The 24,810-nt window shown below is 36.8% G+C and carries 20 protein-coding genes and 1 other annotated feature; of the genes, 12 read left to right on the top strand and 8 right to left on the bottom strand.

All coding sequences use genetic code 11. The features are described 5' to 3' along the window. Window positions 1–70 precede the first annotated feature (70 nt). The 5 genes from D569_RS0116825 (at window position 71) to ytxJ (ending at window position 5,439) form a co-directional block, all read left to right on the top strand. Window positions 71–2,140 (top strand): DNA translocase FtsK, encoded by a 2,070-nt coding sequence (locus tag D569_RS0116825; RefSeq protein WP_018933602.1) that lies wholly within the window; start codon window positions 71–73, stop codon window positions 2,138–2,140. A 293-nt stretch (window positions 2,141–2,433) separates the two neighbouring features. After that, complete coding sequence (murC, locus tag D569_RS0116820) at window positions 2,434–3,729, top strand: UDP-N-acetylmuramate--L-alanine ligase (protein WP_018933601.1); 1,296 nt, start codon at window positions 2,434–2,436, stop codon at window positions 3,727–3,729. 382 nt (window positions 3,730–4,111) lie between these two features. Continuing rightward, window positions 4,112–4,519 (top strand): DUF948 domain-containing protein, encoded by a 408-nt coding sequence (locus D569_RS0116815; protein ID WP_018933600.1) that lies wholly within the window; start codon window positions 4,112–4,114, stop codon window positions 4,517–4,519. A gap of 22 nt (window positions 4,520–4,541) precedes the next feature. After that, on the top strand, window positions 4,542–4,979 hold the full coding sequence (locus tag D569_RS0116810) for a YtxH domain-containing protein (protein ID WP_018933599.1): 438 nt from the start codon (window positions 4,542–4,544) through the stop codon (window positions 4,977–4,979). A gap of 139 nt (window positions 4,980–5,118) precedes the next feature. Continuing rightward, entirely contained in the window at window positions 5,119–5,439 is a 321-nt protein-coding gene (gene ytxJ / locus D569_RS0116805; RefSeq protein WP_018933598.1) for a bacillithiol system redox-active protein YtxJ, read from the top strand. Between the two features lie 19 nt (window positions 5,440–5,458). Here the strand turns inward: ytxJ and pilM are convergent, their stop codons facing one another. Further along, complete coding sequence (gene pilM / locus D569_RS0116800) at window positions 5,459–7,597, bottom strand: pilus assembly protein PilM (protein ID WP_018933597.1); 2,139 nt, start codon at window positions 7,595–7,597, stop codon at window positions 5,459–5,461. A 160-nt stretch (window positions 7,598–7,757) separates the two neighbouring features. On the opposite strand from pilM, the gene D569_RS0116795 reads away from it, so the two are divergent. The 4 genes from D569_RS0116795 to motS all read left to right on the top strand — a co-directional run bounded on the left by D569_RS0116795 (window position 7,758) and on the right by motS (window position 12,253). Beyond that, complete coding sequence (locus D569_RS0116795; protein ID WP_018933596.1) at window positions 7,758–8,822, top strand: bifunctional 3-deoxy-7-phosphoheptulonate synthase/chorismate mutase; 1,065 nt, start codon at window positions 7,758–7,760, stop codon at window positions 8,820–8,822. A gap of 646 nt (window positions 8,823–9,468) precedes the next feature. Then, entirely contained in the window at window positions 9,469–10,464 is a 996-nt protein-coding gene (gene ccpA / locus D569_RS0116790) for a catabolite control protein A (RefSeq protein ID WP_018933595.1), read from the top strand. 177 nt (window positions 10,465–10,641) lie between these two features. After that, entirely contained in the window at window positions 10,642–11,466 is an 825-nt protein-coding gene (gene motP, locus D569_RS0116785; RefSeq protein WP_018933594.1) for a flagellar motor protein MotP, read from the top strand. Continuing rightward, window positions 11,456–12,253, top strand: coding sequence for a flagellar motor protein MotS (gene motS / locus D569_RS0116780; RefSeq protein WP_018933593.1), 798 nt, complete (start codon window positions 11,456–11,458; stop codon window positions 12,251–12,253). The genes motP and motS overlap by 11 nt, the downstream gene beginning before the upstream one ends. A 62-nt stretch (window positions 12,254–12,315) precedes the next feature. Here motS and D569_RS0116775 read toward each other — a convergent pair whose 3' ends face one another. From D569_RS0116775 to D569_RS0116760, 4 genes are all read right to left on the bottom strand, one after another. Continuing rightward, a complete protein-coding gene (locus tag D569_RS0116775) occupies window positions 12,316–13,485 on the bottom strand; it encodes an acetoin utilization protein AcuC (RefSeq protein ID WP_018933592.1) in 1,170 nt (389 codons plus the stop codon). Continuing rightward, window positions 13,475–14,125 (bottom strand): CBS and ACT domain-containing protein, encoded by a 651-nt coding sequence (locus D569_RS0116770; RefSeq protein WP_018933591.1) that lies wholly within the window; start codon window positions 14,123–14,125, stop codon window positions 13,475–13,477. Before D569_RS0116770 ends, D569_RS0116775 begins: the two co-directional genes overlap by 11 nt. Before the next feature lie 11 nt (window positions 14,126–14,136). Continuing rightward, on the bottom strand, window positions 14,137–14,757 hold the full coding sequence (locus D569_RS0116765; RefSeq protein ID WP_018933590.1) for a GNAT family N-acetyltransferase: 621 nt from the start codon (window positions 14,755–14,757) through the stop codon (window positions 14,137–14,139). A 319-nt stretch (window positions 14,758–15,076) separates the two neighbouring features. Continuing rightward, entirely contained in the window at window positions 15,077–18,064 is a 2,988-nt protein-coding gene (locus D569_RS0116760; RefSeq protein WP_018933589.1) for a transglycosylase domain-containing protein, read from the bottom strand. 128 nt (window positions 18,065–18,192) lie between these two features. Beyond that, window positions 18,193–18,401 (top strand) — a binding site (T-box leader). Between the two features lie 59 nt (window positions 18,402–18,460). On the opposite strand from D569_RS0116760, the gene tyrS reads away from it, so the two are divergent. Next, window positions 18,461–19,732, top strand: a complete 1,272-nt coding sequence (tyrS, locus tag D569_RS0116755) for a tyrosine--tRNA ligase (protein WP_026287364.1) — start codon at window positions 18,461–18,463, stop codon at window positions 19,730–19,732. A gap of 44 nt (window positions 19,733–19,776) precedes the next feature. On the opposite strand, the gene cydS is transcribed toward tyrS, so the two are convergent. The 3 genes from cydS to D569_RS0116740 are packed head-to-tail and all read right to left on the bottom strand — an operon-like array spanning window position 19,777 to window position 22,267. Next, window positions 19,777–19,875: a cytochrome bd oxidase small subunit CydS family protein gene (gene cydS, locus D569_RS25165; RefSeq protein WP_018933587.1), complete on the bottom strand. Its 99-nt coding sequence runs from the start codon at window positions 19,873–19,875 to the stop codon at window positions 19,777–19,779. Between the two features lie 32 nt (window positions 19,876–19,907). Continuing rightward, a complete protein-coding gene (locus D569_RS0116745) occupies window positions 19,908–20,924 on the bottom strand; it encodes a cytochrome d ubiquinol oxidase subunit II (RefSeq protein WP_018933586.1) in 1,017 nt (338 codons plus the stop codon). Window positions 20,925–20,929: 5 nt separating this feature from the next. Next, window positions 20,930–22,267 carry a cytochrome ubiquinol oxidase subunit I gene (locus tag D569_RS0116740; protein ID WP_018933585.1) on the bottom strand — a complete coding sequence of 446 codons (1,338 nt, stop codon included), beginning with the start codon at window positions 22,265–22,267 and terminating at the stop codon, window positions 20,930–20,932. A 250-nt stretch (window positions 22,268–22,517) separates the two neighbouring features. Here D569_RS0116740 and D569_RS0116730 point away from each other — a divergent pair, with 250 nt between their 5' ends. Together D569_RS0116730 and D569_RS0116725 are read left to right on the top strand one after the other, a co-directional pair. Then, window positions 22,518–22,973 carry an SRPBCC family protein gene (locus tag D569_RS0116730; protein ID WP_018933583.1) on the top strand — a complete coding sequence of 152 codons (456 nt, stop codon included), beginning with the start codon at window positions 22,518–22,520 and terminating at the stop codon, window positions 22,971–22,973. A 112-nt stretch (window positions 22,974–23,085) separates the two neighbouring features. After that, a complete protein-coding gene (locus tag D569_RS0116725; protein ID WP_018933582.1) occupies window positions 23,086–24,510 on the top strand; it encodes an alanine/glycine:cation symporter family protein in 1,425 nt (474 codons plus the stop codon). Window positions 24,511–24,810 lie beyond the last annotated feature (300 nt).

The raw sequence follows: 24,810 nt of genomic DNA, 5'->3' as shown, positions 1-24,810 counted from the left end.
ATGATAAAATAGGGAAAGAGTTCTCGATTGTAAAATCGTACATAAATTAGGAAGAGAGCGTGAACGTACGATGTGGAAAAATATTAAAAAAAGATGGGAACACTTATTTGAAGAGAACGAGCCAGAATTAACGAGTGAAAAAAAACCTTTACAATATAAAACGATAGAAACGAAAATGGCATATAGGTATCCAAAAAGTCATACAACTGATACCATTTTAAAAAGAAAAACTGTACATAAAAAAGAAAATCATTCGTTAGATCAACAGCAGGAAGAACATGCAGAGCACCAAGATAAACAACAGCCTTTTAGAGCACAGGATGTACCATCACCTGTACATGGTTTTCGAAGTCGTTCTAAACCTGTTATAGAAGCCAATGAATCGTTGTTGGATAACCACGACGAACCGATAACGGAAAATCAAACAGTCGCTTCAGAAAATGAAAAGGTCGAGGATGAAGCAATTGTAGAAAGTGTATCTCAATCAGATTCAACTCCACCTGTTATTGAAGAGAAAAAGCAGCAAGACAATGAAATGAAATCTAGTAAAACAGTTGAGATATCGAAAGTTATGGAAACTAGGAAAAAAGATAAAAGTGAACGTCAAGCCAGTGTAAAACCGATCAATGTGATGATGACCCCTCGTGATAAATGGAAACACCATAACCAACGGAAAAAACCATCACAGCAAAATACGGCTAATCATCACGCAACTAAAGGCGATACACAAATACAAAAATCAGTGCCTATTCACTTGCTCAATGATGTGGAGCAAAGCGAGCAACAACATGATGGTTGGGTTAATGAACAAGCGGAAAAATTACAAACAACGTTACGTTACTTTAACATAAAAGCGAAAGTCGTTGATAAGACACAGGGGCCGTCTGTGACCCGCTTTGAAATTCAACCGGAACCAGGTGTGAAAGTAAGTAAGATTAAGAATTTAAGTGATGATATCAAATTGAATTTAGCGGCAAAAGATATTCGGATTGAAGCACCTATTCCTGGTAAAAACACCATTGGAATTGAAGTACCTAACTTGAATCCTGAGCCTGTCTTTTTGCAAAAGATGTTAGAGAGTAATACATTTCAAGAAAGCACATCACCGTTAACTGTTGGACTTGGCTCTGATATCGAAGGTCAATCGGTTGTCACAGATTTGAAGAAAATGCCGCACGGGCTTATTGCTGGTGCAACTGGCTCTGGTAAAAGTGTATGTATCAATACCATCTTAATTAGCTTGTTATATAAAGCGAATCATGAAGAAGTGAAATTTTTGTTAATTGATCCGAAAATGGTTGAATTAACACCTTATAATGATATCCCACACTTGGTAGCGCCTGTGATTACGGATGTAAAGGCAGCAACCTCTTCATTAAAATGGGCTGTTCAAGAAATGGAAGACAGATATGCCAAGTTTGTTGAAGAAGGTGCGAGGGATATCAATCGCTATAACGAGAAAATGAAACGACAAAATCGACCAGAAGATCACATGCCATATATTGTCATCGTGATTGATGAGTTGGCAGATTTAATGATGACCTCTCCACAAGATGTGGAAGATGCGATTTGCCGAATTGCCCAAAAGGCAAGAGCGTGTGGTATTCATTTGCTTATAGCTACACAAAGACCATCCGTAGATGTTATTACAGGTTTAATAAAAGCTAATATCCCTAGTAGAATTGCGTTTAGTGTATCTTCACAAGTAGATTCCAGAACAATATTAGATACAAATGGTGCGGAGAAATTACTAGGTAAGGGCGATATGTTATTTGTCGAGAATGGATCTGGAGAAACCAAAAGGATACAAGGTGCCTTTGTATCTGATGATGAAATAGAGCGAATTACTAACTATGTCAAGCAGATAGCAAGCCCAAACTATTTATTTGAGCAAGAGCAACTAATCCAGCAAGTTTCCTCCAGTGAAGATACAGATGAACTCTATCATGAAGCGGTTGAATTTGTGCTCGATTATAATGGAGCTAGTGCTTCTTTACTACAACGTCGATTTAAGATCGGATATAACCGTGCCGCAAGATTAATTGATATGATGGAGGATAATGGTATTATTTCTGGACAGAATGGAAGTAAACAACGAGAAATATTAGTATCTCGTCATGATGTCATAAATAATAATTAATTTGTATTAAAAACGTTTATCGAATAGTTCAAAATGATTAATGAACATTCAACATCGATTCCGTATATAATGGCAGAAAGTGAGACTTTCATCAGTGAGGCTTTTTATTTCCTCACTAATGGTGAGTGCTGTGATAAATACTTTTTAACGTAATAAATATGCATAAAGACTTGACACAAACCGAGATTTATTAGAAGATAATTTCTTGTGTTATATAAATTCTAAAAGATGATTAGAAAAATAATCATGATGAGACGAGTTAATTTTATCATTGATTTTGGAGGTTCTGTTTTATGAAAATTTACCATTTTATTGGTATTAAAGGGACAGGAATGAGCGCCCTGGCACAAATCCTTGCAGACTCTGGTGAACAGGTACAGGGTTCTGATATTGAAAAATATATATTTACACAAGATGCTTTAGAAGGTAAGAACATACCAATATTACCTTTTTCAGAAGATAATATTAAAGAAGGTTTAACCATTATTGCAGGAAATGCCTTTAAAGATGATCATGAGGAAATTAAAAAAGCCAAAGAATTAGGGCTTCCATTCTATCGTTATCACGAGTTCTTAGGTGAATGGATTAACCAATATACAAGTATTGCGGTTACCGGTGCACATGGAAAAACTTCTACAACCGGCTTACTTGCTCATGTTCTGGATCAAGCTTGTCCAATTTCCTATCTTATTGGAGACGGAACCGGAAAAGGTGCAGAAGACAGTAAATATTATGTATTTGAAGCATGTGAATATCGACGTCATTTCTTAGCATATAAGCCAGATTATGCGATTATGACAAATATTGATTTCGATCATCCGGACTATTTCAAGGATATTGACGATGTGTTTGATTCTTTTCAACAAATGGCTGATAACGTAAAGAAGGGTATTGTTGCTTGTGGGGATGATGAGTATCTACAGGCAATCCAAGCAAAAGTACCTGTGCTTTATTATGGTCTAAATGACACGAATGATTTTTGTGCAAAAAATATTCAGGTAGATGAAGAAGGTACGACGTTTGATGTCTTTGTTCGTAATAACTATTATGACACGTTCCAAATTAAAGCATATGGAAATCATAATATATTGAATGCGTTAGCTGTTATTACCATATGTCATTATGAAGGTTTCACAGCGTCTCAAATTAAAGAGATTGTATCATTTAAAGGGGTAAAAAGAAGGTTTTCAGAAAAACAATTTGGAAATCAGATTTTAATTGATGATTATGCTCACCATCCAAAAGAGGTAGATGCTACGATTGAAGCAGCTCGCAAAAAATATCCTAAAAAGGAAATTATTGCGATATTTCAGCCTCATACCTATTCTAGAACGAAAACCTTTATGAATGAATTCAGTGAAGCTTTATCCCAAGCGGATGCTGTATACTTATGTGATATTTTCGGGTCTGCAAGAGAATCTCAAGCAAACTTATCGATTAATGATCTAAAACAGTTAATCGAGCAGAGTGAATTATTGGATTTAGACAATATTCACCTTTTAGAAAATCACCAAAATAGTGTGTTAGTCTTTATGGGTGCAGGAGATATTCAGAAATATCAAGAAGCATATGAAAAAAGTTTAAAATAAGAAGGATTCGACCGTCTTTTGTCTATTTCATTAGAAAACGTATGAAAAAGAAGGGGGGAATCCTTCTTTTTTTTACAAATAATGAAAGCATATCACCATTGGTAGGACACCCCCCACGGAAAGGGAGGTGGGCAGCCGCATTGGTGGTTATGCGATTGATAAATTTCACAATGGCCACTAAAACAACCGCAAATCCACTTAGCATGTAGGGATAAGGACTGAGAGGGTTTTGTTCGAATTATCTTATTTAAACTTGACTTTTCCAACCATTGTTTTCCTTATTACGTGCAATTTAATATTATCTTGTTTAGAATAGCAAATAAAGGGTATACCATAATTATTAGGTTGATTAGTAATACATAATGAAGGAGTGAAGGTTCGGATGGAAATTCTCTTATACCTTGCAGCTATTATCGCAGCAGTTGCTTTTGCCATTTTAGTCATCTACTTAGTAAAAGTCCTAAAAGAAACTAGACGAACTATGTCACATGTGGCAGATACACTAGAAGGTTTAGAAAAACAAATGGAGGGTATTACAGTAGAGACAACGGCTTTATTAAACAAAACAAATAAATTAGCCGAGGATATCAATGAAAAAACAACAAAATTAAACACATTAGTAGATGGTGTTAAAAATATTGGGGATAGTGTCAAGGACTTTACCCAATCCATTCGTAACGTATCACAATCTGTAAATCGTATTGCAGATGAAAACAAGGAAACAACGGCAGAAGCTATTAAGTGGAGCACGGTTGTAATGGAATTGTTTAAAAGAAATAGAAATAAATAATATCATATAGGAGGAATGAGAAATGACGAATCAAAATCAAAATCAGAAAGAAGAAAACCAGAACATTAACAGCAAAGACTTTTTAATAGGCTCATTAATTGGTGGTATTGTTGGGGCATCATTAGCTTTAATTTTTGCTCCAAAGTCAGGTAGAGAATTAAGAAGTGATCTTAACCAAGGAGCACACTACGTAAAAGATCGCGCTAATGAATGGAAAGATGTCGCTTATGAAAAAGGAAGTGAATGGAGAGACTATGCCAAAGAACAGTCTCAACAACTAGGTCAGACAGTTTCGGAGAGATCACAGGATCTAACTAGTAAGTTGAAGGAAACAAAGGATACAATACAAGAAAAAATATCTAAAGATGAAGATCCGGAAAAAGCTGCAGAAGAAGTAGCACAAGCGATTGAAGAAGCAGCAAAGGCTGTAGAAGAAGAAAACGATACAAACCGATCATAAACCATAAAAGATTGTATAAAGAGTTGTTTCAAAACGACAAACCCGTTTCAGTATTATCATGAAACGGGTTTAAATTTGAGACAAGCTTAGAGAGGATTTACTTCCCTATTCTCAGATTATCAATAAGGATGTGGTAGAAATGGAAATAAAAAATATCGATTCGGTTGAACAATTTAAACAAATTGTAGAAGAGAATCAGGAATTTGTTTTGTTGAAGCATAGTTTAACTTGTCCGATCAGCACATCAGCCAATCAAGAATATGAAAAGTTTAGTGAAACGTCTGATTGTCCTTTATTTAGATTACATGTTCAGCATGCAAGAGAACTATCTAATTATATTGCTGATACGTATCAAATAAAGCATGAATCACCACAAGTGATAAAAATAGCAGATGGAGAATCCACTTGGAATACCAGTCATTCCGATATTACCGTAAGCAGCTTAGAAAGTAATTGTTAAAAAAAGAGAGTCGCACAAATTAGATTTGGCGACTCTCTAAATTTATATCAATCGTATCGTTAGGCTGTAACTCTTCAAAAAACGTTGCAGGCTCTCCGTTTCGTTTTAATTCGACTCTGCCTTTTGCCTGTGTTAAGTCTAGTGATATGAACCGGAAGATATCTTGGAAAATAAATGGATCTGCTTTTTGCTCAATGATTTGCAGTTTATCTTGATCCTCTATAAAATCTCCCAAAGATAGTACTTCACCGCGGCGATAAACTTTAACTAACTCTTTTGTAAGAGTCAGACGCTTTTTATTGTAGGTAATCGTCATCTCAGTCTGATAATGAATCTCTAGTTTCTCTAAAAGTTCTTGTAACGTAGGAGTATCTGCTAAATATGTCTCCACTTTGTCACCATTTTTAAGAGGGTGATTTATATTAGCTGGTTTTCCATTGTGCAGCAATGTTTGACTGTAATCTTCTAAGACTTTTTTGTTATCATCAATCCATATTGTAAATGGTGTGTTGACATGTTCTGCAATTTGAAAATGATGTAAGAAGTCTTGTAACGTAATTTGCTGGTTGTATTCGATTTTATCTCCATCTTTTAATAGATAGCTAGATTTAACACTTCTATTATTCACGAGAATTTTAGGTTTCATATGGAAAGCTTCTTGATTGTAATAGACTGTTATCGAAGAAGTTTCCCCAATCAATTCTTCTATACTCATTTCTGCAGGTGCTCCGTCCTGCCCCTTCTCAATAACTAATACATCACCATTATGAACAATATCATCTACGTTAGATTCGTTACCATTCAATAAAATCTTTGGTGTTGTTCCGAATCCACCTGGTAACGTGACTGGTTTACCATTGTATTCAACCATAGCTGCCATTCCTGGTCTACCATACAGTTTTTTGATATTAATTCCTGCAGCAAGAAGGCAATCTGCAACTGCTAAGTCTTTCATCTCGAATAACCGAATGACTTGCTCGTTAACGATCACACTTATGTAGTGTACCGGGTTTTGTTTTGCTGCAATAGCAATACCGATAGGGGTGATAAATTCAGGACCAATCGGCAGCCCCTCATCTTTTGATAATAGTTGAATAGCATCTACACCTCTAATCGCTACTCGGTTAGCTGGGAGTTTCAATTTGATCGCAAGTCTTTTTGCTAACTCAGGAGTTTGACTGCCTCCACCAACTAACATGACCGCTTTAGGTGCTTTACCGTTCAAAGCAATTATCTCATCTGAAATCGAGCTCGCTAGCGTGTCTACTGCAGGTGAAATATGTTCGATTAATTCTTCATAATTTACTTCTTGTTCAAATCCAAGAATATCAGAAACAATAGCTTTTTTATGTAATGTGATTTCTTTTTTGAAATCTTCAGCTTGATTAAAATCTAATAAGTAATGATCACTTATTGCCTCTGTAATCTCATCTCCCGCTTTCGGGACCATACCGTATGCTGTGACCGTTCCTTCAGATGTTAGTGCAATATCACTCGTGCCTGCACCAATATCCACTAACGCAACGTTTAACCGTCTCATAGAAGGTGGTATTAACACGTGGATTGCGGCAATCGGTTCTAACGTTAACGCTTCTAATTGTAACGCTGAACGATTTAGAGCAGAAAGTAATGATTCTACAACCACTTTCGGTAAGAAAGTTGCAATTATTTCTACTTCTGCTGTTTCACCTTGTTGATCAATTAATGAACCGATTTCTTCCCCATCTAATGAATACTGAATGACTGAGTAACCAACACAATAGTAATGATGACTCGCATCTTCCTCACCTGTTGCCAATTCATATTGTGCTTTTTGCACAGCCTCTAATTCTAAGAATAGAATATCTTCTTCACTCATTAATGGTTGTTTCCTGATTTCTTTCGTTGTTTGAACCCGTTTTGTTTTTAAAGCACGTCCAGCAGCAGCTACACAAACTTTTTCTAACACAGTATTATGCTTTTCTTCTAAATGAATTTTGACTTGTTGTATCACTTTTGCTACAGAGACTATATCATGTATTTGGCCGTCTAACATGGAGCGTTCATCATGTTCTACCATATGATAGTCAATTAATTGATATTGATCATTTTTCTTTTCCATTAACAGACCTACAACAGACCTGGTACCGATATCTAGTGCGAACATTTGCTCATTCATAACTGTTTTTTCCTTCCTATTGTGAATAAATTTTAAATATTCTATAAAATATTTCTTCTAACTGGTGACAAGTCGCCATATTTTAGCTATAATTATCCGTAATTCTATAAAAAGTATAACATTTTTTCAGGAATTTAAAATAGGAGTAGGGGGATTTATAATGAGTAATGAACAATTGGATCAGCTTCGTGAAAAACTTGACCAAGTTAACTTAGAGATACTAGAGTTAATTAATAAACGTGCTGAATTAGTAAAAGAAACTGGTCAAGTAAAAGAAAAGCAAGGTGCTAATCGTAGTTATGATCCAGTTCGTGAACGCGATATGCTCAATTTAATTACAAAGCATAATAATGGTCCATTTGAAAATTCTACGATTGTTCACTTATTCAAAGAAATTTTTAAAGCTGGCCTTGAATTACAAGAAGATGACCATAGTAAAGCATTACTAGTATCTCGTAAGAAAAAACCTGAAGATACTGTAATTGATATAAATGGTGATAAATTCGGTGATGGTAATCAACACTTTATTTTTGGTCCTTGTGCGGTGGAAAGCTATGAGCAAGTTTCTGAAGTTGCTTCTGCTATTAAGAAAGAAGGATTGAAATTAATTCGTGGCGGTGCGTTTAAACCGAGAACATCACCATATGATTTCCAAGGTTTAGGGTTTGAAGGACTTGAAATATTGAAAAAAGTCTCTGAAGAGTATGGATTAGCAGTTGTTAGTGAGATTGTCAATCCTGCACATATTGAAGAGGCCGTTAATTATATAGATGTGATACAAATTGGCGCACGTAACATGCAAAACTTTGAACTATTAAAGGCTGCAGGTGAAACAAATAAACCAGTTCTGTTAAAACGTGGTATGTCTGCTACTATTTCTGATTTTATTAATGCAGCTGAATACATTAATTCTAAAGGTAACGGACAAATCATTCTCTGTGAACGTGGAATTCGGACTTACGAGAAAGCAACTCGTAACACGCTAGATATAACAGCTGTTCCAATCTTAAAACAAGAAACACACTTACCTGTTATGGTTGACGTAACGCATTCGACTGGTAGAAGAGATCTATTATTACCAGCTGCAAAAGCAGCATTAGCAATTGGGGCGGATGGTGTCATGGCGGAAGTACACCCAGATCCTGCAGTAGCACTATCTGATGCAGCACAACAAATGGACATCCCAACATTCCACAACTTTATGAATGAATTATTAAATAAATAATGAAAAAACTCCTGTTAATTAATGGCAGGAGTTTTTATTATTATCCCCAGTACCAGAGTATTTTGTCATCCAAATGTTTATTTTGAAATATTCGATGTATATTTGCAACGCTCAGACTAATTACTTTCCACTGGCACGGCCTCAACTAACAATGCTAATTGGAATTCGATTGCTTTAGTATTAATTATGAAATACGTGAACAGCATAATCACCGCTTCGGCTGCCCACTTTCCTTTCTGTGGGGTTTGTCCTTCAGCTAACTTTTTCGAGCAAAACCCGCTCGATAAAGTGGATCTTCAGGTCAAACCATTTCCACAGGAGTGAAAGTGGGCGCCTTTGCTAAGGTCTGCTCTACAATTCTAGCATGAAGTAACACAGCGATTTGTTAGTAGCAAATGCAAGTGATTTTACGTGGCTGTTTATCAATAATGTGGTATCTTTATGAAGGGTTTTATCCGAGTGTAAGCGAGTAAAATGAAAATTTTTCATAAAATAATTGTTTTGATGTTAATTTTTGTGCAAAATTTGTTATAATATGAATGATATACATAAATAATGTAGATATCGTTTATTTTTTGCAGAAATACTCTTTGTAGCGTATGATGAGAGAAATATACCGTGAATTAGAATATTGGAGGTTATAATAATGAATGTAACAATTTATGACGTAGCACGAGAAGCTAACGTCTCCATGGCTACTGTATCACGTGTGGTGAATGGAAATCCGAACGTGAAGCCAGCAACAAGAAAGAAAGTATTAAATACAATTGAAAGGCTAGGCTATCGCCCGAACGCTGTTGCACGAGGTCTGGCAAGTAAAAAAACAACAACAGTAGGGGTTATTATCCCTGATATTTCAAGTATCTTCTTCTCAGAATTAGCGAGAGGTATTGATGATATTGCTACGATGTATAAATATAATATTATTCTGAGTAACTCAGATCAAAATAAGGATAAAGAGTTGCGCCTAATTAATACCATGTTTGAAAAGCAAGTAGATGGTTTAGTTTATATGGGTGCTACTATTACTGAAGAGCATGTGCAGCAATTAAAAACATCGCCTGTACCTGTCGCATTAGCTGCTACAATTGATTCGAGTGAGACGATTCCATCTGTTAATATTGATTATGAACAAGCGGCTTATGAAGCAACTTCTCTTCTTATCGAAAATGGAACAAAACATCCGATTTATGTTAGTGGAGAAGAAGATTCTGCCGTCAACGAAAAGAAATATGCAGGTTACGTAAAAGCAGTTAAAGAATCAAATAAAGAAGTAAATGAAGATTATATCATTACCGCGGATTTCTCTTATGAATCAGGAATGGAGGCTGCTAACCAGATCATTAACATTAAAGATTATCCAAAGGCTATTTTCGTAGCAACAGATGAAATGGCATTAGGTGTTATCCATGGTCTGCAAGATAACGGAGTAAATGTCCCTGAGGATGTTGAAGTAGTTGGTTTTGATAATACAAGATTAGCGACAATGGTACGCCCAACACTTTCAACAGTTGTACAACCTATGTATGACATTGGTGCAGTAGCAATGCGTTTACTGACTAAATTTATGAATAAAGAAAATGTGGAAGAACAAAATGTTGTATTGCCACACCAAATTGTGAAAAGAAACTCAACAAAATAAAATAAATGCCGATATTAATGCTAGGGTGATTTCATGACACCCTGGCATTATTAATTTTTAAGAGGTTTTTCAAAAAGTCATCGAATGATAAGCTGTGAATCACTACGTTTGCTGTTTCTAATTTGGAAACTTTTTGAACAGATACTTTAAGAGTTTTTTACTGGGGAGAGAATACGAATGAACAAAAGAGATTTTTTGACTCCAATCGGTATTACCATTGGTTTTCTGATGATTATGTTTGGTATTGTTAGTAGTGGTGGTATGGGAGGATTTGTTGGATTTATACAAGGGTCCTCAGTTTTAATCGTACTTGGTGGCCTAGTAGCTGCACTACTCGTAAATTTTAATATCAAACAAATCAAAACAACGAAGAATGTGATCCAAGAAGTTTTTAAGCAAAATGAACATAATTTGGCTGAGCTGATTGAATTATTTGAGCGATTATCTGAACGTGCTAGAAGAGAAGGATTATTAGCACTGGAAAACGAATTAGAAGAAGTCGATGATCCATATATTAAGAAAGGTGTATTGCTAGCCATTGATGGAATTGAGCCTGAAGTGATTAATGACATTATGAATGCAGAAATTGATGCAATGGAAGATCGTCATTACCGTGGCCGTCTAATCATTGAAAAAGCTGGTGAATATGCCCCGGCTTGGGGGATGGTCGGTACATTAATTGGTTTAATTTTGATGCTACAGAATTTAGAAGATCCTACTACACTAGGTCCTAGTATGGCTGTAGCATTACTGACCACTTTCTATGGGACTGTGTTGGCGAACCTAGTATTTACTCCAATGGCTGGTAAATTAGAAACGAAGACAAATGAAGAAGTCTTTATGAAGCAAGTTATTATAGAAGGAGTAATCGGTGTACAATCTGGACAAAACCCACGTATTCTAAAGGAAAAACTAAGCGCATTTTTATCCAATAAAGAAAAGAATAAGAAAGAAGAGCTAGAAGAGGAGAATTTCACGGAGGAATCCTTTAATGAAGCGTAGAAACAAACGTCCAGAGAATAAAGGTGCACCAAAATGGATGGTAACATATTCTGACATGGTAACATTAATTTTAGTATTTTTTGTCCTCTTATTTTCCATGTCCCAAATTGATGCAGAAAAGTTCAGAGCGATTGCGGAGGCATTTAGAAGTGAAACAATATTTGAAGCAATGCCATCGATTATTGAAGAGCAACATCCAACTGAAAATGTGGAAGTCCTAAAAGAAGAAGAGAATGATGATAAATCTGAGGACACCATTCCAGGTGAAGACCAAGAAGCAGAAGAACAACCCGAACTGAATACAGTCGATGGTATACCAGATCAAGATGAGTTAGATGAGTTATTAGCAGAAGTAGAATCCTACTTAAATGAAAATGATCTAAATGATGTTATTTCTGCTACTAGAACTGATCAAGGTGTTGTACTGGTATTGCAGGAAAGTGTTCTATTCGAAACAGGAGAGGCAGTAGTACTTGATCCAGCAAAGCCTTTTTTAAATAAAGTTAGTACGTTACTGGCTAATATCCCCAATGAAGTAAGGGTAGAGGGGCACACAGATAATCGTCCCATATCAAGCTATCGATATCCATCAAATTGGGAGTTATCAGGTGCTCGAGCTAGCAGTGTTATTCGTTTTCTCTTAGATTCCAATGATTTTAATGAGTCTCGATTTATTGCTGCTGGATTTGGAGATACAAGGCCAGTAGCCTCAAATGATAGTTCCGAAGGGTGGAGCGCCAATCGGAGAGTAGAAATAGTAATACTTGATTCGACAGAAGAATCTTAAGGATGACGACTGAGTCATCCTTTTTACGTTATAAAATAAGAAACACAGGTGCTGCTGATGACTCAATCAGATATTTTACCTTGTTTGTTATCAATGAATTTCAGAACTTGTTGATACATCCTTCGATTATTTTCTTCGATCTCTTTACGTCTAGGAATTTCTCGATAATCTTCTAAACAATCGTGCCATGTATTAGGTAAAGAAACAGGTGAGTATGGCTGCCATTTATCTAACCAACGCTGTGGTATACTCCCTTTAAATGTTTCGTTTGTATTCATTACTTGCCATAATTGTGACCAAGCTCGTGGAACCACTCTCCAAATATCATAACCACCACCGCCTAACGCTATCCATTTCCCATCGCAATATTGATGGGCAAGTTGATGAACGACCTTAGGTATTTCCTCGAATAGATGAAGGGTGCTATGTAAATGAGTAAGGGGATCAAGGTAATGAGCATCAACACCATGTTGGCTGACAATAATATCTGGTTGAAAGTACTCCGCGATTTCTTGGATCGAAGCATGAAATACTTCGAGAAAAGAATCGTCTTCCGTAAAAGCGTCCAAAGGAAAGTTAAAAGAATAACCAAATCCGTCTTTTATACCTCGTTCACTGGTTTTTCCTGTCCCTGGATATAAATAGCGACCAGTTTCATGAAAAGATACTGTACAAACATGAGCATCCTGATAAAAGCAATGCTGTACCCCATCCCCGTGATGCGCGTCTGTATCAATGTATAACACTTTAACATCATAGTGTTTCCTTAAATGGTTTATAGCAATAGCTATATCATTAAAGATACAAAAACCAGAAGCACGGTTTGGAAATCCATGATGCAGTCCACCGCCAAGACTTAATGCATGGGATACCTTACCTGTCATCACTTGTTCAGTTGCCTCAACTGATCCGCTTACCGAAACTAGAGATGCCTCAAACATGCCTAAAAAACTAGGGGTATCATGTGTTCCTATCCCATAACTTTCATCTGATATAGGATGTTTATTACTCGCTTTCTTTACTGCCTGAATGTAATCGGCGTCATGAATAGAATATAAGATCTCTTCATCTAGTGGTACCGGTGTAACGATTTGATCTTTTGTTAATCCCTTGCTTATTTCTAGTAGTTCTTTCGTTAATAGTAGCCTTTTCTGATTAAAAGGATGTTCTTCATGGAAGGAGTAATCTAGGAAATCATCTGTGTAAATAAAAGCGGTGTTCTCAGATTTCATCATGATCCTCCCTGTATGGATAGAGTATTTGATATTCAGTTTGTTGAAAATCGTTCACAACCGGCATTGGATTCATCGTTTGAATGCGAAAAACGAGCACTTTATATTCTGGTTCAATAGGATCCGGGTAACTGTAAACGGATACAATTTTAATGTTTCTATTGGTGAAATATTGACACACATCTGATAGAACGCCTATACGATCGGGGACTTTGATTTCAAGCTGTGTACTTGGTGAATGCGTGCCAGTTAATTGTATAAATGCGTATAACATATCTTTTTCCGTAATCATGCCAACTAGTTGATGGTTTTTAACTACCGGGAGGCACGCAAATTCCCTCTGATAAAAAATAGTTGCAACTTCTTCAAAAAATTCATAGGGATGAGTAGTGACAACAGGTGTAGACATAATATCTTGAATCGATCTTGATAATACTTCTTTGTTTATTTCATCATCTAAAATTGAAGGACTGGCATCACGTACATCTCGATCCGATACAATACCTAGTACACGCTTATCTTGGTTGATAACAGGAATATGACGGATATTGTGTTGTTGTAATAACTGTAAGGCATCTGACACCGTAGCATCAGGAGATAAAGTAACTATTTCCTTTTTCATAATATCTTTTACTAACATTTGCCCACTCCTTAGGTAAGAAATCTTAGTTTTTTAAACAATGCTTGGTCTTCTTGAGAGACATTTTTTCCAATTCGAACCATTAAACAATTGGCGGGATGGGCCATTATTTCGGGTTCGTTTGTAGGTGCAGGATACAGATCGCCAGCTTTCATCATTTTTTCCATAATCTTTCGATAGTCCCAGACACTTAATTCTGAATAGTTTAAATCCCAATGCCAATAGTACTCGGTTGAAATAATAATATAGTTTTCCATATTTTCATCTTTCATAGAGGTTTCGATTAAACGGGAACCGAGTTTGTTTCCACGATAGGCAGGTGCAATTTCAATAGCCCCTAATTCTAATAGATTATCTTTTGGATATTGCGACCACCGTTCAATAGGGTCTGGGTGCAAGTATGTTACATAGCCAATAATTTGCTGATTCACTGTTGCTATTAAGATTCTACCTTCTGGTAAGTCAGCTATTTCCTTCAATGCTTCTAGCTGTTCATTAGCAGGTCGAAAAGCAGTTAATGCTTCGTGCATGGTTAGTCGTGAAAGTTTTTTCGACGATACAGGTCCCTCTATCAAAAAACTTGAATGATCAGATTCAATTTTTAACGACTGGTAAAGTTTATCGTGTATCACAAGTTCTATCACCCCAAGTCAATTTCCATTTATCACGGTGCCAAGCGTCTGTAATCTGCCTACTTCGCTAACACCCTGATAAGTTTCGCTAATGATCAGTGGGGGAACCCCCTCACTAATCATAGTCTCACTTTATATCATTATAACGTAGTATGAAAGCGGTGAACAGCAAGAAAAGCATAGGGCGCCCGCTTAGTTTCTCAGCACTGCGTAGATGTGACTCAACGTACCGTATATAACTACATGGTCAAATTTTATAATTATCGGTAAGATAAAGAAAAGAACTCTTATCCAAGTCTGGATAAGAGTTCTTTGATCCTTAATCATCACTATCGTCATCTTCTTCTGATTGCTCTGGCTCTTGGTCTTGACCTTGTTCTGATTGAGACTCATTGTCGGATTGATCATCTTGATTATTATTGTCACCTGAATTATTATTAGAGCCACTGTTACCAGAATTGTTGTTCTGTTTCTTCTTCTTAGGTTTTTCATCATCTTTGTCTTCGTCATCATCTTCTTCTGGTTTTGAGAAATCTCCTTTTTCTACTACGTTACTCGGTTTCGACTCTTGTCCAAAATAATCAACGGCCTTTACATGGTAGACGGCATCACTACCAGGAATGGAGAATGATGTATCAGCGGTAGAGCCAACCCGCTGAAAATCATCAGAATCAGGATCGCTTGCCCGGTATATGCGATATCCAACTACATCAGAGCTCTTCGATTTATTCCAGTTCAGTTTTTGCCCATTTAGTTTTAAGGAAGTAGGGGCACTTGGTGCATTTCCATCATTTTTGACCTCATTGTCATCACTAGGATATTTAATTTTTTCCCATGCACCGCCCTTACCTGCAGTCAGTTGTTTAATATTTGCTAGTTTATTATAGCCCATATCTTCTAACCATTCAGGGTTGAAGCTTACACCATCTCCATCAGAAAACTCATCTGGTGTATCATCACCTGCCAGTACTACGTCACCGTCAATTGTAGCGTAGTTTTCCTGAATGAGACTATAATCTTCTTTAGAAGGAAGATAATCGGCGTTATAAATATCTGATTGAACCAAGCCAAGCTCACTACATTCATCGGACGGTAACAGACCTGAAACAGCGCAATATGATCTAGAAACAATACCACCAGGTCGTTCAAATTTTTCCGAAGGTGCCATTAATTCAGGGCGAATTTCAGTTGCTGCATTGACTAGTTTTGCCCAGAATGTGTTATTACGGGTGCTATAACCGTCTTTGTCTAACTGTTGATTATAGTCATAACCCATCCAACTACTTATCGTTACATTAGGATTAGTACCAACAAACCAAGTATCTTGATAATTACTAGCTGTACCTGTTTTTCCAGCCCAATCGACATTTTTGTTAGCAAGGTTGGCTCTTGCAGCAGTACCGGTACCACGAGTGAGTACATCACGCATCATGTCAATCATCAAATAACTTGTTTGTGGACTAAACACTTCCACTGATTCGGATTCATGTTGATAAACAACTTCTCCATCTTTGGTTTCGATTTTTTCAATCATATATCCTTCGACAAACTCACCTAAGTTACCAAAGGTTGCATAAGCATTCGTATTTTCTTCAACTGTAATATTCTGAGAACCTAATACAGTTGCTAGATAGCCACCAGCTTCCTCTGGTATACGGGTTAAGCCCATTTTCCATAAAAAGTTTCTTGATAAGTCAGGGCCTTTGATTTCGTTAAAAACAGCAACAGCTGTAGCGTTATGTGATCGATATAGTGCTTCCCTGACTGGTGTTAAACCGTAAAACCGTTGTGAATAGTTAGTTGGCGTATAATCACCAGGATAAGTTTTTTGTACATCTGCAATGACTGAACCAGGCTGTACCACACCCAATTCCATTGCTGGTCCATACCCAGCAAGAGGTTTCATCGTACTCCCAGGTTGTCGAGGAACGTTTGTTGCATGATTTTTTTCAGATTTTTCAAAATCACGTCCACCAACAAAACTCAATATTTTCCCTGTACTATTTTCAATTAGTACACTGCCAACTTGTACTGGTTGTTCTCCCAATTGTTCCATTTCGCCAGTATCCGGGTTTTCCACCATTATTGGTTTTTTAGTATTTTCATTTCTGGCTAACTTATCTCTTCCGTAATTATCATATTCTCGAGCAACTTTTTGAAATACATCATATATTTCTTTATCAATGGTAGAGTGTATTTTATAACCATTTCTGCCGATTTCCCGACTTGCTCTTATCTGATATTCTTCTAGCAAAATATCACTGGATTCTAAATCTTCTTTCGTATAACCATCTTGTTCCGCAAGAACTTCAACTAAAATATCAACTGCTCTATCTTGCAGTTCACGCATTAAATAAGGATATTTTTCCAGAACGGAATCTTCTGGCTCTTTAAAGTCAGCTACAATATCATATTCTAACGCATCTTGATATTCTTCATCATTAATGTATCCTGCTTCTAACATTCTGCTTAAAACAGATCGCATTCGACTTAACCCAGGCTCGAGACCAGCCTCATCTTTTAATCCGCCACCGTTTAAGAATGGTGTATAATAAGATGGACTTTGAGGTAGGCCTGCAATGAATGCTGCTTGTGGAAGGTTTAAATCTTCAGCATTGACACCGAATATACCATCCGCAGCGGTTTGAATACCTGCTATGTTTTGACCAGAAGAGTTCCGTCCAAAAGGAACAATATTTAAATATGCTTCTAATATATCGTCTTTTTCAAAGAAGCGTTCCAATCTCATCGCAAGGAGCATCTCTTTTGCCTTCCGCTCAAAAGATACTTCATTTGTTAAGATTTGATTTTTGATAATTTGCTGTGTTAATGTACTTCCACCTGACTTGGTAGAGGAATTGGTTACCTCTTGGAAGACCGCACGTAAAATCGCCTTTGGTACGATCCCGTTATGTGTTTCAAAATATTCATCTTCAGTAGCGATAACAGCATTTTGTGCATATTCACTTACATTTTCAAGAGATGTTTCATCTCGTAATAATTCAGAGCTAACATCTGACAGGAATTCATTATTGGCGAAATATAATTCAGATGTTTCTTCATAGTTGTAAATCGCACTTGCCATTTGTTCTTCCGTTTGGATTTCTTCGTCATCAACTAACGATGCAAAATAACCTGCACCAAGGCCGACAACGAAAAATCCACCAACAATACCAATCGTAATAAAGAATAATACAATATTCCAAATGATATGATAGCTAATTCTAGTAGATTTTTGAATAATTTTTTTATTCCAAATTTCTTTCATAGACTGCCACATATTATGAAAAAAATCTTTTAAGTTCATTCGATACCCTCCTAAATAATCCACTACATATTATAGCACAACAGTCAATCAGTTTTGTTATAAAATTGCCAAAAAAATATTGCATTTTTATTACGAATATGCTATTAATGATATAACAATTAAACATCCATAATACTATGAAGGATTGAAGTAGTGTAAGGTTCCCTTTTTTAGAGAGCTGGCGGTTGGTGCAAGTCAGTAAATAGCCTTATCATGAATTACGTTCTGGAGTATCTTCATGATCAATGAAGACGGTGTGGTCTGCATCGTTATTTCCTTAAGTGGCAGTTCATTGGAATTGCAACAAGGGTGGTACCGCGAATATCTCGTCCCTTATTTGAGGGAGGAGTTTTTTTTATGGATTTTTTTACTAACAAAAAAGGAGTGTTTATTAAAATGCATATTTTAGATGAATTAGCAAAAAGAGACCTGATTCAACAGACAACTGATGATGACGGTTTAAGAAAACATTTAGATAACAATATTGTTACCTTATACTGTGGCTTTGATCCGACAGCTGACAGCTTACATATTGGACACCTGTTACCGGTTTTAATGTTGAAAAGGTTCCAAAAAGCTGGTCATCGTCCAATTGCTCTAATTGGTGGTGGAACAGGCTTAATAGGTGATCCAAGCGGCCGTTCAACAGAAAGATCCTTAAATAGCCCAGAAGTAGTAAAAGGATTCAGTGAAAAAATTAAAGAACAGCTGGCAAGCATCTTAAATTTCGATCAAGGGGAAAATAGTGCTGTAGCTCGTAACAATCATGAATGGCTAGCGAGTTTGACCTTCATTGAATTTTTGCGTGACATCGGTAAACACTTCAGTATCAACTATATGTTGGCTAAAGATTCTGTAGAATCCAGATTGGAAGGCGGACTTTCCTTTACAGAGTTTAGTTACATGATGCTGCAATCGTTCGACTTTCTGAATCTTTACGAAAAAGAAAACTGCACACTGCAAATAGGTGGTAGTGATCAATGGGGGAACATTACAGCAGGGATGGAGCTAATCCGTCGTAAACGATTTGAAAACAACGAAGAAGAAGCAGAAGTATACGGTTTAACAGTACCTTTGATTACAAAGAGCGATGGAACCAAATTCGGGAAAACTGCTGGTGGAGCAGTATGGCTTGATCCTGAGAAAACAACACCATATGAATTTTACCAATTCTGGATTAATACCGATGATCGTGATGTAATCCGGTTTATTAAATACTTTACGTTTATCGATTTTGATGAAATAGCAGCTCTGGAGAAAGAGTTAGAAGAAGCTCCAGAGCAACGTATCCCGCATAAACGCTTAGCAGAAGAAATGACCAAACTGGTTCATGGTGAAGAAGCGTTAAAACAAGCACAGAAAATCACAGCAGCTTTATTTAGTGGGGATTTAACAAGCTTGAATGCTGCTGAAATTGAGCAAGGGTTTAAAGATGTACCTTCTGTGACTATCGAAAATAAAGAAATTGGTTTAATTGATTTATTGGTGGAAGCTAATATTTCATCTTCCAAGCGTCAAGCACGTGAAGATATTAAGAATGGTGCCATCTACATTAATGGAATTAGAAATCAAGAATTAACGCATCAATTAACAGAGGAAGATCGAATCGAAGATAAATTCACGATTATTAGAAGAGGGAAGAAGAAATACTTCTTAATTCGATTTTAATGATTGAAGATAAAACCAGGCTTAAGAGTTAACAGCCTGGTTTTTTACTTTATTTTATTGTTTTTCGCAACGAACCAGAATGTAAATAAAATACTGATGATTAAGATAATAAAGGGAGCATAAAAGTATAGAAATTCGTTCATATTGATTCCTCCTTTTTTGGTGACAATATGTCTCACTTTATTTTCCCTTCTACGTAATCCTTGTTGAAAAGAAATAGACGTAATAATAACCATAAGGAAGGAATTAATAAGCAGAATCCTGCAATAAAAGCGGTGATTAAAGCAATAGCCATTCCTTCACTTGTGAAGCCTTCATCTATTGTTAAATATGGATAAAGCAAGTAAGGATAATGTGAGATTCCATAAGCATAGAAAGCAATAAAAAATTGACCCGTAAGTAAGAAAAAAGCTAGACCATAAGATTTCTTCTGCCAAATTAAATAGATGGTTGCGATAAACAAAATTCCCGAAAGTGCAAACATCCACCAAAGATCAAGCATTCTTTGAAAATGAACTGGATTATGGGTCCGCAACTCAACGATAATCCCAGTAGCCGTTATAATAGCAGGACCTGCCCATATTAATGCGTATTTTCTTAATAGATCTGTTGCTGGTTGATCTTTTGCCTTATTAGCATACCAAGTAAGAAAAACAGCGGAAATATAAAGAACAGAAGTTAAACTTAAAATCACAATACTCCATGTCAACGGACTCGTAAACAAAGTAGCATATTGTAAGGAAAGTTCGTTATTATTTTCTTCAACAAATCCACCTTCGGAAATGGTTAATACGATCGAAAGCGAAGCAGGGATGAATAAACCAGAAAAACCATATAAGTAGGTCCAAAACTTACTTCTTAATTTGCCGTAAGTGGTGAAGGCATAATAAGCACCTCTAATCGCTAAAAGGATGAGTGATAAACTGGCAGGTACTAATAGGATGGTTCCGTAATAATAAGCTGTACTTGGAAAGAATCCTACAATGCCAACGAAGAAAAAGACAAGAAAAACATTGGTAACCTCCCAGACAGGTGAAAGGTAGCGTTGGACAATTTTACTTATAATGTGATGTTTATTAGTTAAGACACTATAGGCATGAAAGAACCCTGCTCCAAAGTCGATCGAGGCCACGATAATATATCCGAATAAAAATAGCCAGAGCACTACAATACCGATGATTTCATAGGACATGTAGTTCACCCTCCGTTTCTTTGTTGATCCAATAGTTCTCGCTCTACCGGATTATTTTTAAACATTCGGGTTAAGACAATAACACTTGCTAACCCGAGTACCAGATATAATCCAATAAAGAGTAGAAGCATGAAATCAACATGGTTACTTGTCGTAGCAGCATTTTCTGTCCGTAAGATGCCGCGTAATACCCATGGCTGTCTGCCAACTTCAGCTAACCACCATCCAGCTTCAATAGCTATCATGGATAATGGCCCTGAACTAACGATCAGCCATAGAAAAAATCTGTTCCTGATAAATGTTCTGTTTAAGGCATTACCTACAATGTAAAATAATGCGATTATCATCGTAATCATACCGATCACAACCATTATGTTAAATAAATAGTGGATGTAGAGCGGAGGGATTTCATCTTCCGCAAACTGATCTAAGCCAATTACTTCTGCATTTGGATCGCCATGAGCAAGAATACTTAATGCATAAGGAACTTCTATTGAGAATTTAATCTCTTCACCATTGGCTAAAAATCCGAGCAATGTAAGTGATGCTTGTTCTTCCGTTTCAAAGTGCCATTCCATTGCTGCCAACTTTTCTGGTTGATATTCTGCGAGGTATTTACCAGCAAAATCTCCGATAATAGCAGAAGCAATCGAGAATACTAGTCCAACTTTCAGTGTCAGTAAAAGGGCTTTTTTGTGGTAGATATGGTTAGAACCTTTTAATAGGCGAAAGGCGCCAATTGCCGCTAATACAAATGCTGACGTCATATATGCCGTTGCCACAACATGTGCAACTTTTGTCGGCATGGCAGGATTAAACATGGCAACAAGCGGTTCAACATTAATGAGTTCGCCATTCATTAATTCAAATCCTTGGGGTGCATTCATAAAGGCATTGACCATCGTAATAAAAACGGCAGAAAAAGAAGCTCCTATTGCTACAGGAACTAAAAGTAACATATGCTTGCGTTGATCACGAAATCTGTCCCACGTATATAGATAAATCCCAAGAAAAATAGCCTCAAAGAAGAAGGCGAATGTTTCCATGAACAAAGGGAGTGCTATTACATGACCTGCTAACTCCATAAAGGTAGGCCATAGCAAGTTAAGTTGTAAGCCAATTGCAGTCCCTGTTACGACTCCAACAGCAACAGTGATAACGAAACCTCTTGTCCATCTTCTGGCTAATAGAATGTAGTGCTCATCCTGTTTCTTTATGCCAAGCCACTGCGCGAGAAATATAAGAAAAGGAATTCCTACACCAATCGTTGCATAAATAATGTGGAATGAAAGTGTTAATTCGGTTAATAGTCGACTGTAAAAGACAGCTTGTTCACTTTCCATAGTTACTCCCTCTCATCCTGAAAGAATACGTCCGAGTAATGATAAACCGATCACCAAGGCAACAAAAAAAGCTAAAATAATTAACCAGTATTCCTGCTTCTTATACATGGTAGTATCCTCCGATTAGCAATAAGCTATTGGTAGTGTATAACTCCTTAGGAAGGAATATACCTTTTTTTACATAAATTAAACGTAAAAATGTGAATGATTGTTCAAAGTCCTACATATGAAATGATAAGGAGGGATTTAAATGCCGAATGGTACACATTTTGTCCAATTGGATTTACCGATTGAGAAGGTCTGGGAATTTGTCAGTGATATAAACAGGTGGGCACCGTTAGCCCCGGGGTATATCGACCACAAGATTATTGATGAGCATCAATCAACATGGCATTTTAAAGGTGACGTTGGCAAGGTCCAAAAGAAGATAGGACTCAAAGTAAATATAATAGAATGGGTGGCACCAACTAGTGTCAGGTTTAAATTGAAGGGAATAAGTGAAAACTTAGAAGGAAGCGGTTATTTTCAAGCAGAGAAAATTACTTCTGAAAGAACGAATGTTACAGGATGTTTATCTATATCTGCAGGAGGCATGATGGCACCGATGATTAATAGTGTATTAAAGTCGGTAGTTCCAAAGACAACGATTGAATTTACAGAGTCTGTTGCAAACAGGTTGATGAAAGAGCAAGCTGTTTCAAAGTAGCTACATATCCCTTGTCCATCTACTGGATAAGGGATTCACTTGTTTTTTTAGAGAAAGTGTATTATATTATGTAATTTGGGGGATAGTTTTCGTAGGAGAGGAGTGGAACATCATGGACAAACTAGAATGGATAGCTTCCAAAATAGTCGAATGGGGTAATCTGATTCTTTGGGATTATGTATTAATTTACTTACTGATAGGTGCAGGTATATTCTTTACCCTTCGATCTAAATTTGTTCAATTCCGTTTATTCGGAGATATGTTTAAAGTTATTTCAGAAGAAGCAGTTGAACAAAGTGGTAAAAAAGGAACCAATGCCTTCCAAGCATTCAGTATTACCATCGCGTCAAGAGTTGGGACAGGTAACCTAGCTGGTGTAGCGTTAGCCGTTGCAATTGGTGGACCTGGTGCTGTGTTCTGGATGTGGGTAATTGCATTAATTGGAATGGCAACTGCATTTATCGAAAGTACACTTGCTCAAGTTTATAAGGTTCCAGATAAAGATGGTTTTAGAGGCGGGCCAGCTTATTATATGGAAAAAGCTTTAGGACAGAAATGGATGGGTATTTTATTCTCGATATTGATAACCATTACATTTGGCTTTATTTTTAATGCTGTACAAGCCAATACGATTTCAGCTGCAGTAGAACAAGCGTTTAATATTGATAAAGTATGGACAGGTATTATACTCGTTGTATTAGCGGGGTTAATTATTTTTGGTGGTATTAAACGTATTGCTTCTGTTGCAGGAGTGATTGTACCTATTATGGCAGTAATATATATAGCTGTTGGCCTTTACGTGGTGTTCACCAATATTACAGCTATTCCAGATGTATTTATGCTGATCATAAAAAATGCATTTGGATTAGAAGAAGTATTTGGTGGTGGTGCCGGTGCAGCGATGATGTATGGAATCCGTCGCGGGCTCTTTTCCAATGAAGGTGGTATGGGTAGTGCGCCTAACGCAGCTGCAACAGCAGGGGTCAATCACCCGGTTAAACAAGGACTAGTACAATCGCTGGCTGTATTTTTTGACACGATTGTTATTTGTAGTTTAACAGCCTTTATTATCATTCTCTATGATAATTTTCATCAAGCATCAGAAGATGGTATTCAGTTGACACAGGTTGCCTTAAGTGCACATGTCGGTGAATGGGCATCAATTTTCTTAGCGATCACGATCTTCTTCTTTGCCTTTAGTTCTGTAATTGGTAACTATTATTATGGTGAGACGAATGTCAGCTTCTTAAATCCAAAGGGAATATGGGTTAACGTTTATCGTGTTGTCGTTTTAGGGATGGTCATGTTCGGTTCACTTGCCTCAATCCAGATTGTTTGGGATATGGCAGACCTGTTTATGGCTATGATGGCTGTAGTCAACTTAATTGCAATTTTATTATTGAGTAAAATTGCAATGGATGTACTGCAAGACTATGTGAAACAGAGAAAACAAGGAACAGATCCTACATTCCACTATAAGAATATTAAAGGTTTAAAAAACATTTCTTGGTGGGGAGCACAGGAGAAGAATAAATAATATTAATAAAACATTATTTTAGCCTGTTAAGCAGTTCGACTTTCGAGTACAACGGATTCAATTGTACTCCTAAATCGACTGCTTTTTTACTTGTAAGGAAAGCATATCATCCGCGTTATCAACGCATTTGTAAGCAGAGTAGCCATTTTGAAATAGCTTGTATAGGAAACCATCACTGCGGCTGTCCACTTCCCTTTCCACGGGATTTTCGCCTAAGCTAACTTTGGTAAGCAAAGAGCACTTACCGAAGTGGATCTTAGTAGAAAATTATCCCGTAGGAGTGGAAGTGGACGGCCTCCG

The organism is Gracilibacillus lacisalsi DSM 19029 (genome assembly GCF_000377765.1).
Classification (GTDB): Bacteria; Bacillota; Bacilli; order Bacillales; family Amphibacillaceae; genus Gracilibacillus; species Gracilibacillus lacisalsi.
This window is presented reverse-complemented; position numbering and strand designations above follow the sequence as displayed.

Excerpts from the sequence above, each read along its gene's own strand:
- tyrS (WP_026287364.1), top strand. The coding sequence starts at position 18,461 with ATGCATATTTTAGATGAATTAGCAAAAAGAGACCTGATTCAACAGACA.
- D569_RS0116810 (WP_018933599.1), top strand. The coding sequence starts at position 4,542 with ATGACGAATCAAAATCAAAATCAGAAAGAAGAAAACCAGAACATTAAC.
- motS (WP_018933593.1), top strand. The coding sequence starts at position 11,456 with ATGAAGCGTAGAAACAAACGTCCAGAGAATAAAGGTGCACCAAAATGG.
- D569_RS0116760 (WP_018933589.1), bottom strand. The coding sequence starts at position 18,064 with ATGAACTTAAAAGATTTTTTTCATAATATGTGGCAGTCTATGAAAGAA.
- D569_RS0116815 (WP_018933600.1), top strand. The coding sequence starts at position 4,112 with ATGGAAATTCTCTTATACCTTGCAGCTATTATCGCAGCAGTTGCTTTT.
- D569_RS0116770 (WP_018933591.1), bottom strand. The coding sequence starts at position 14,125 with ATGTTAGTAAAAGATATTATGAAAAAGGAAATAGTTACTTTATCTCCT.
- D569_RS0116725 (WP_018933582.1), top strand. The coding sequence starts at position 23,086 with ATGGACAAACTAGAATGGATAGCTTCCAAAATAGTCGAATGGGGTAAT.
- D569_RS0116775 (WP_018933592.1), bottom strand. The coding sequence starts at position 13,485 with ATGAAATCTGAGAACACCGCTTTTATTTACACAGATGATTTCCTAGAT.
- D569_RS0116730 (WP_018933583.1), top strand. The coding sequence starts at position 22,518 with ATGCCGAATGGTACACATTTTGTCCAATTGGATTTACCGATTGAGAAG.
- D569_RS0116795 (WP_018933596.1), top strand. The coding sequence starts at position 7,758 with ATGAGTAATGAACAATTGGATCAGCTTCGTGAAAAACTTGACCAAGTT.
- D569_RS0116740 (WP_018933585.1), bottom strand. The coding sequence starts at position 22,267 with ATGGAAAGTGAACAAGCTGTCTTTTACAGTCGACTATTAACCGAATTA.
- D569_RS0116745 (WP_018933586.1), bottom strand. The coding sequence starts at position 20,924 with ATGTCCTATGAAATCATCGGTATTGTAGTGCTCTGGCTATTTTTATTC.
- motP (WP_018933594.1), top strand. The coding sequence starts at position 10,642 with ATGAACAAAAGAGATTTTTTGACTCCAATCGGTATTACCATTGGTTTT.
- murC (WP_018933601.1), top strand. The coding sequence starts at position 2,434 with ATGAAAATTTACCATTTTATTGGTATTAAAGGGACAGGAATGAGCGCC.
- cydS (WP_018933587.1), bottom strand. The coding sequence starts at position 19,875 with ATGAACGAATTTCTATACTTTTATGCTCCCTTTATTATCTTAATCATC.
- pilM (WP_018933597.1), bottom strand. The coding sequence starts at position 7,597 with ATGAATGAGCAAATGTTCGCACTAGATATCGGTACCAGGTCTGTTGTA.
- ytxJ (WP_018933598.1), top strand. The coding sequence starts at position 5,119 with ATGGAAATAAAAAATATCGATTCGGTTGAACAATTTAAACAAATTGTA.
- ccpA (WP_018933595.1), top strand. The coding sequence starts at position 9,469 with ATGAATGTAACAATTTATGACGTAGCACGAGAAGCTAACGTCTCCATG.
- D569_RS0116825 (WP_018933602.1), top strand. The coding sequence starts at position 71 with ATGTGGAAAAATATTAAAAAAAGATGGGAACACTTATTTGAAGAGAAC.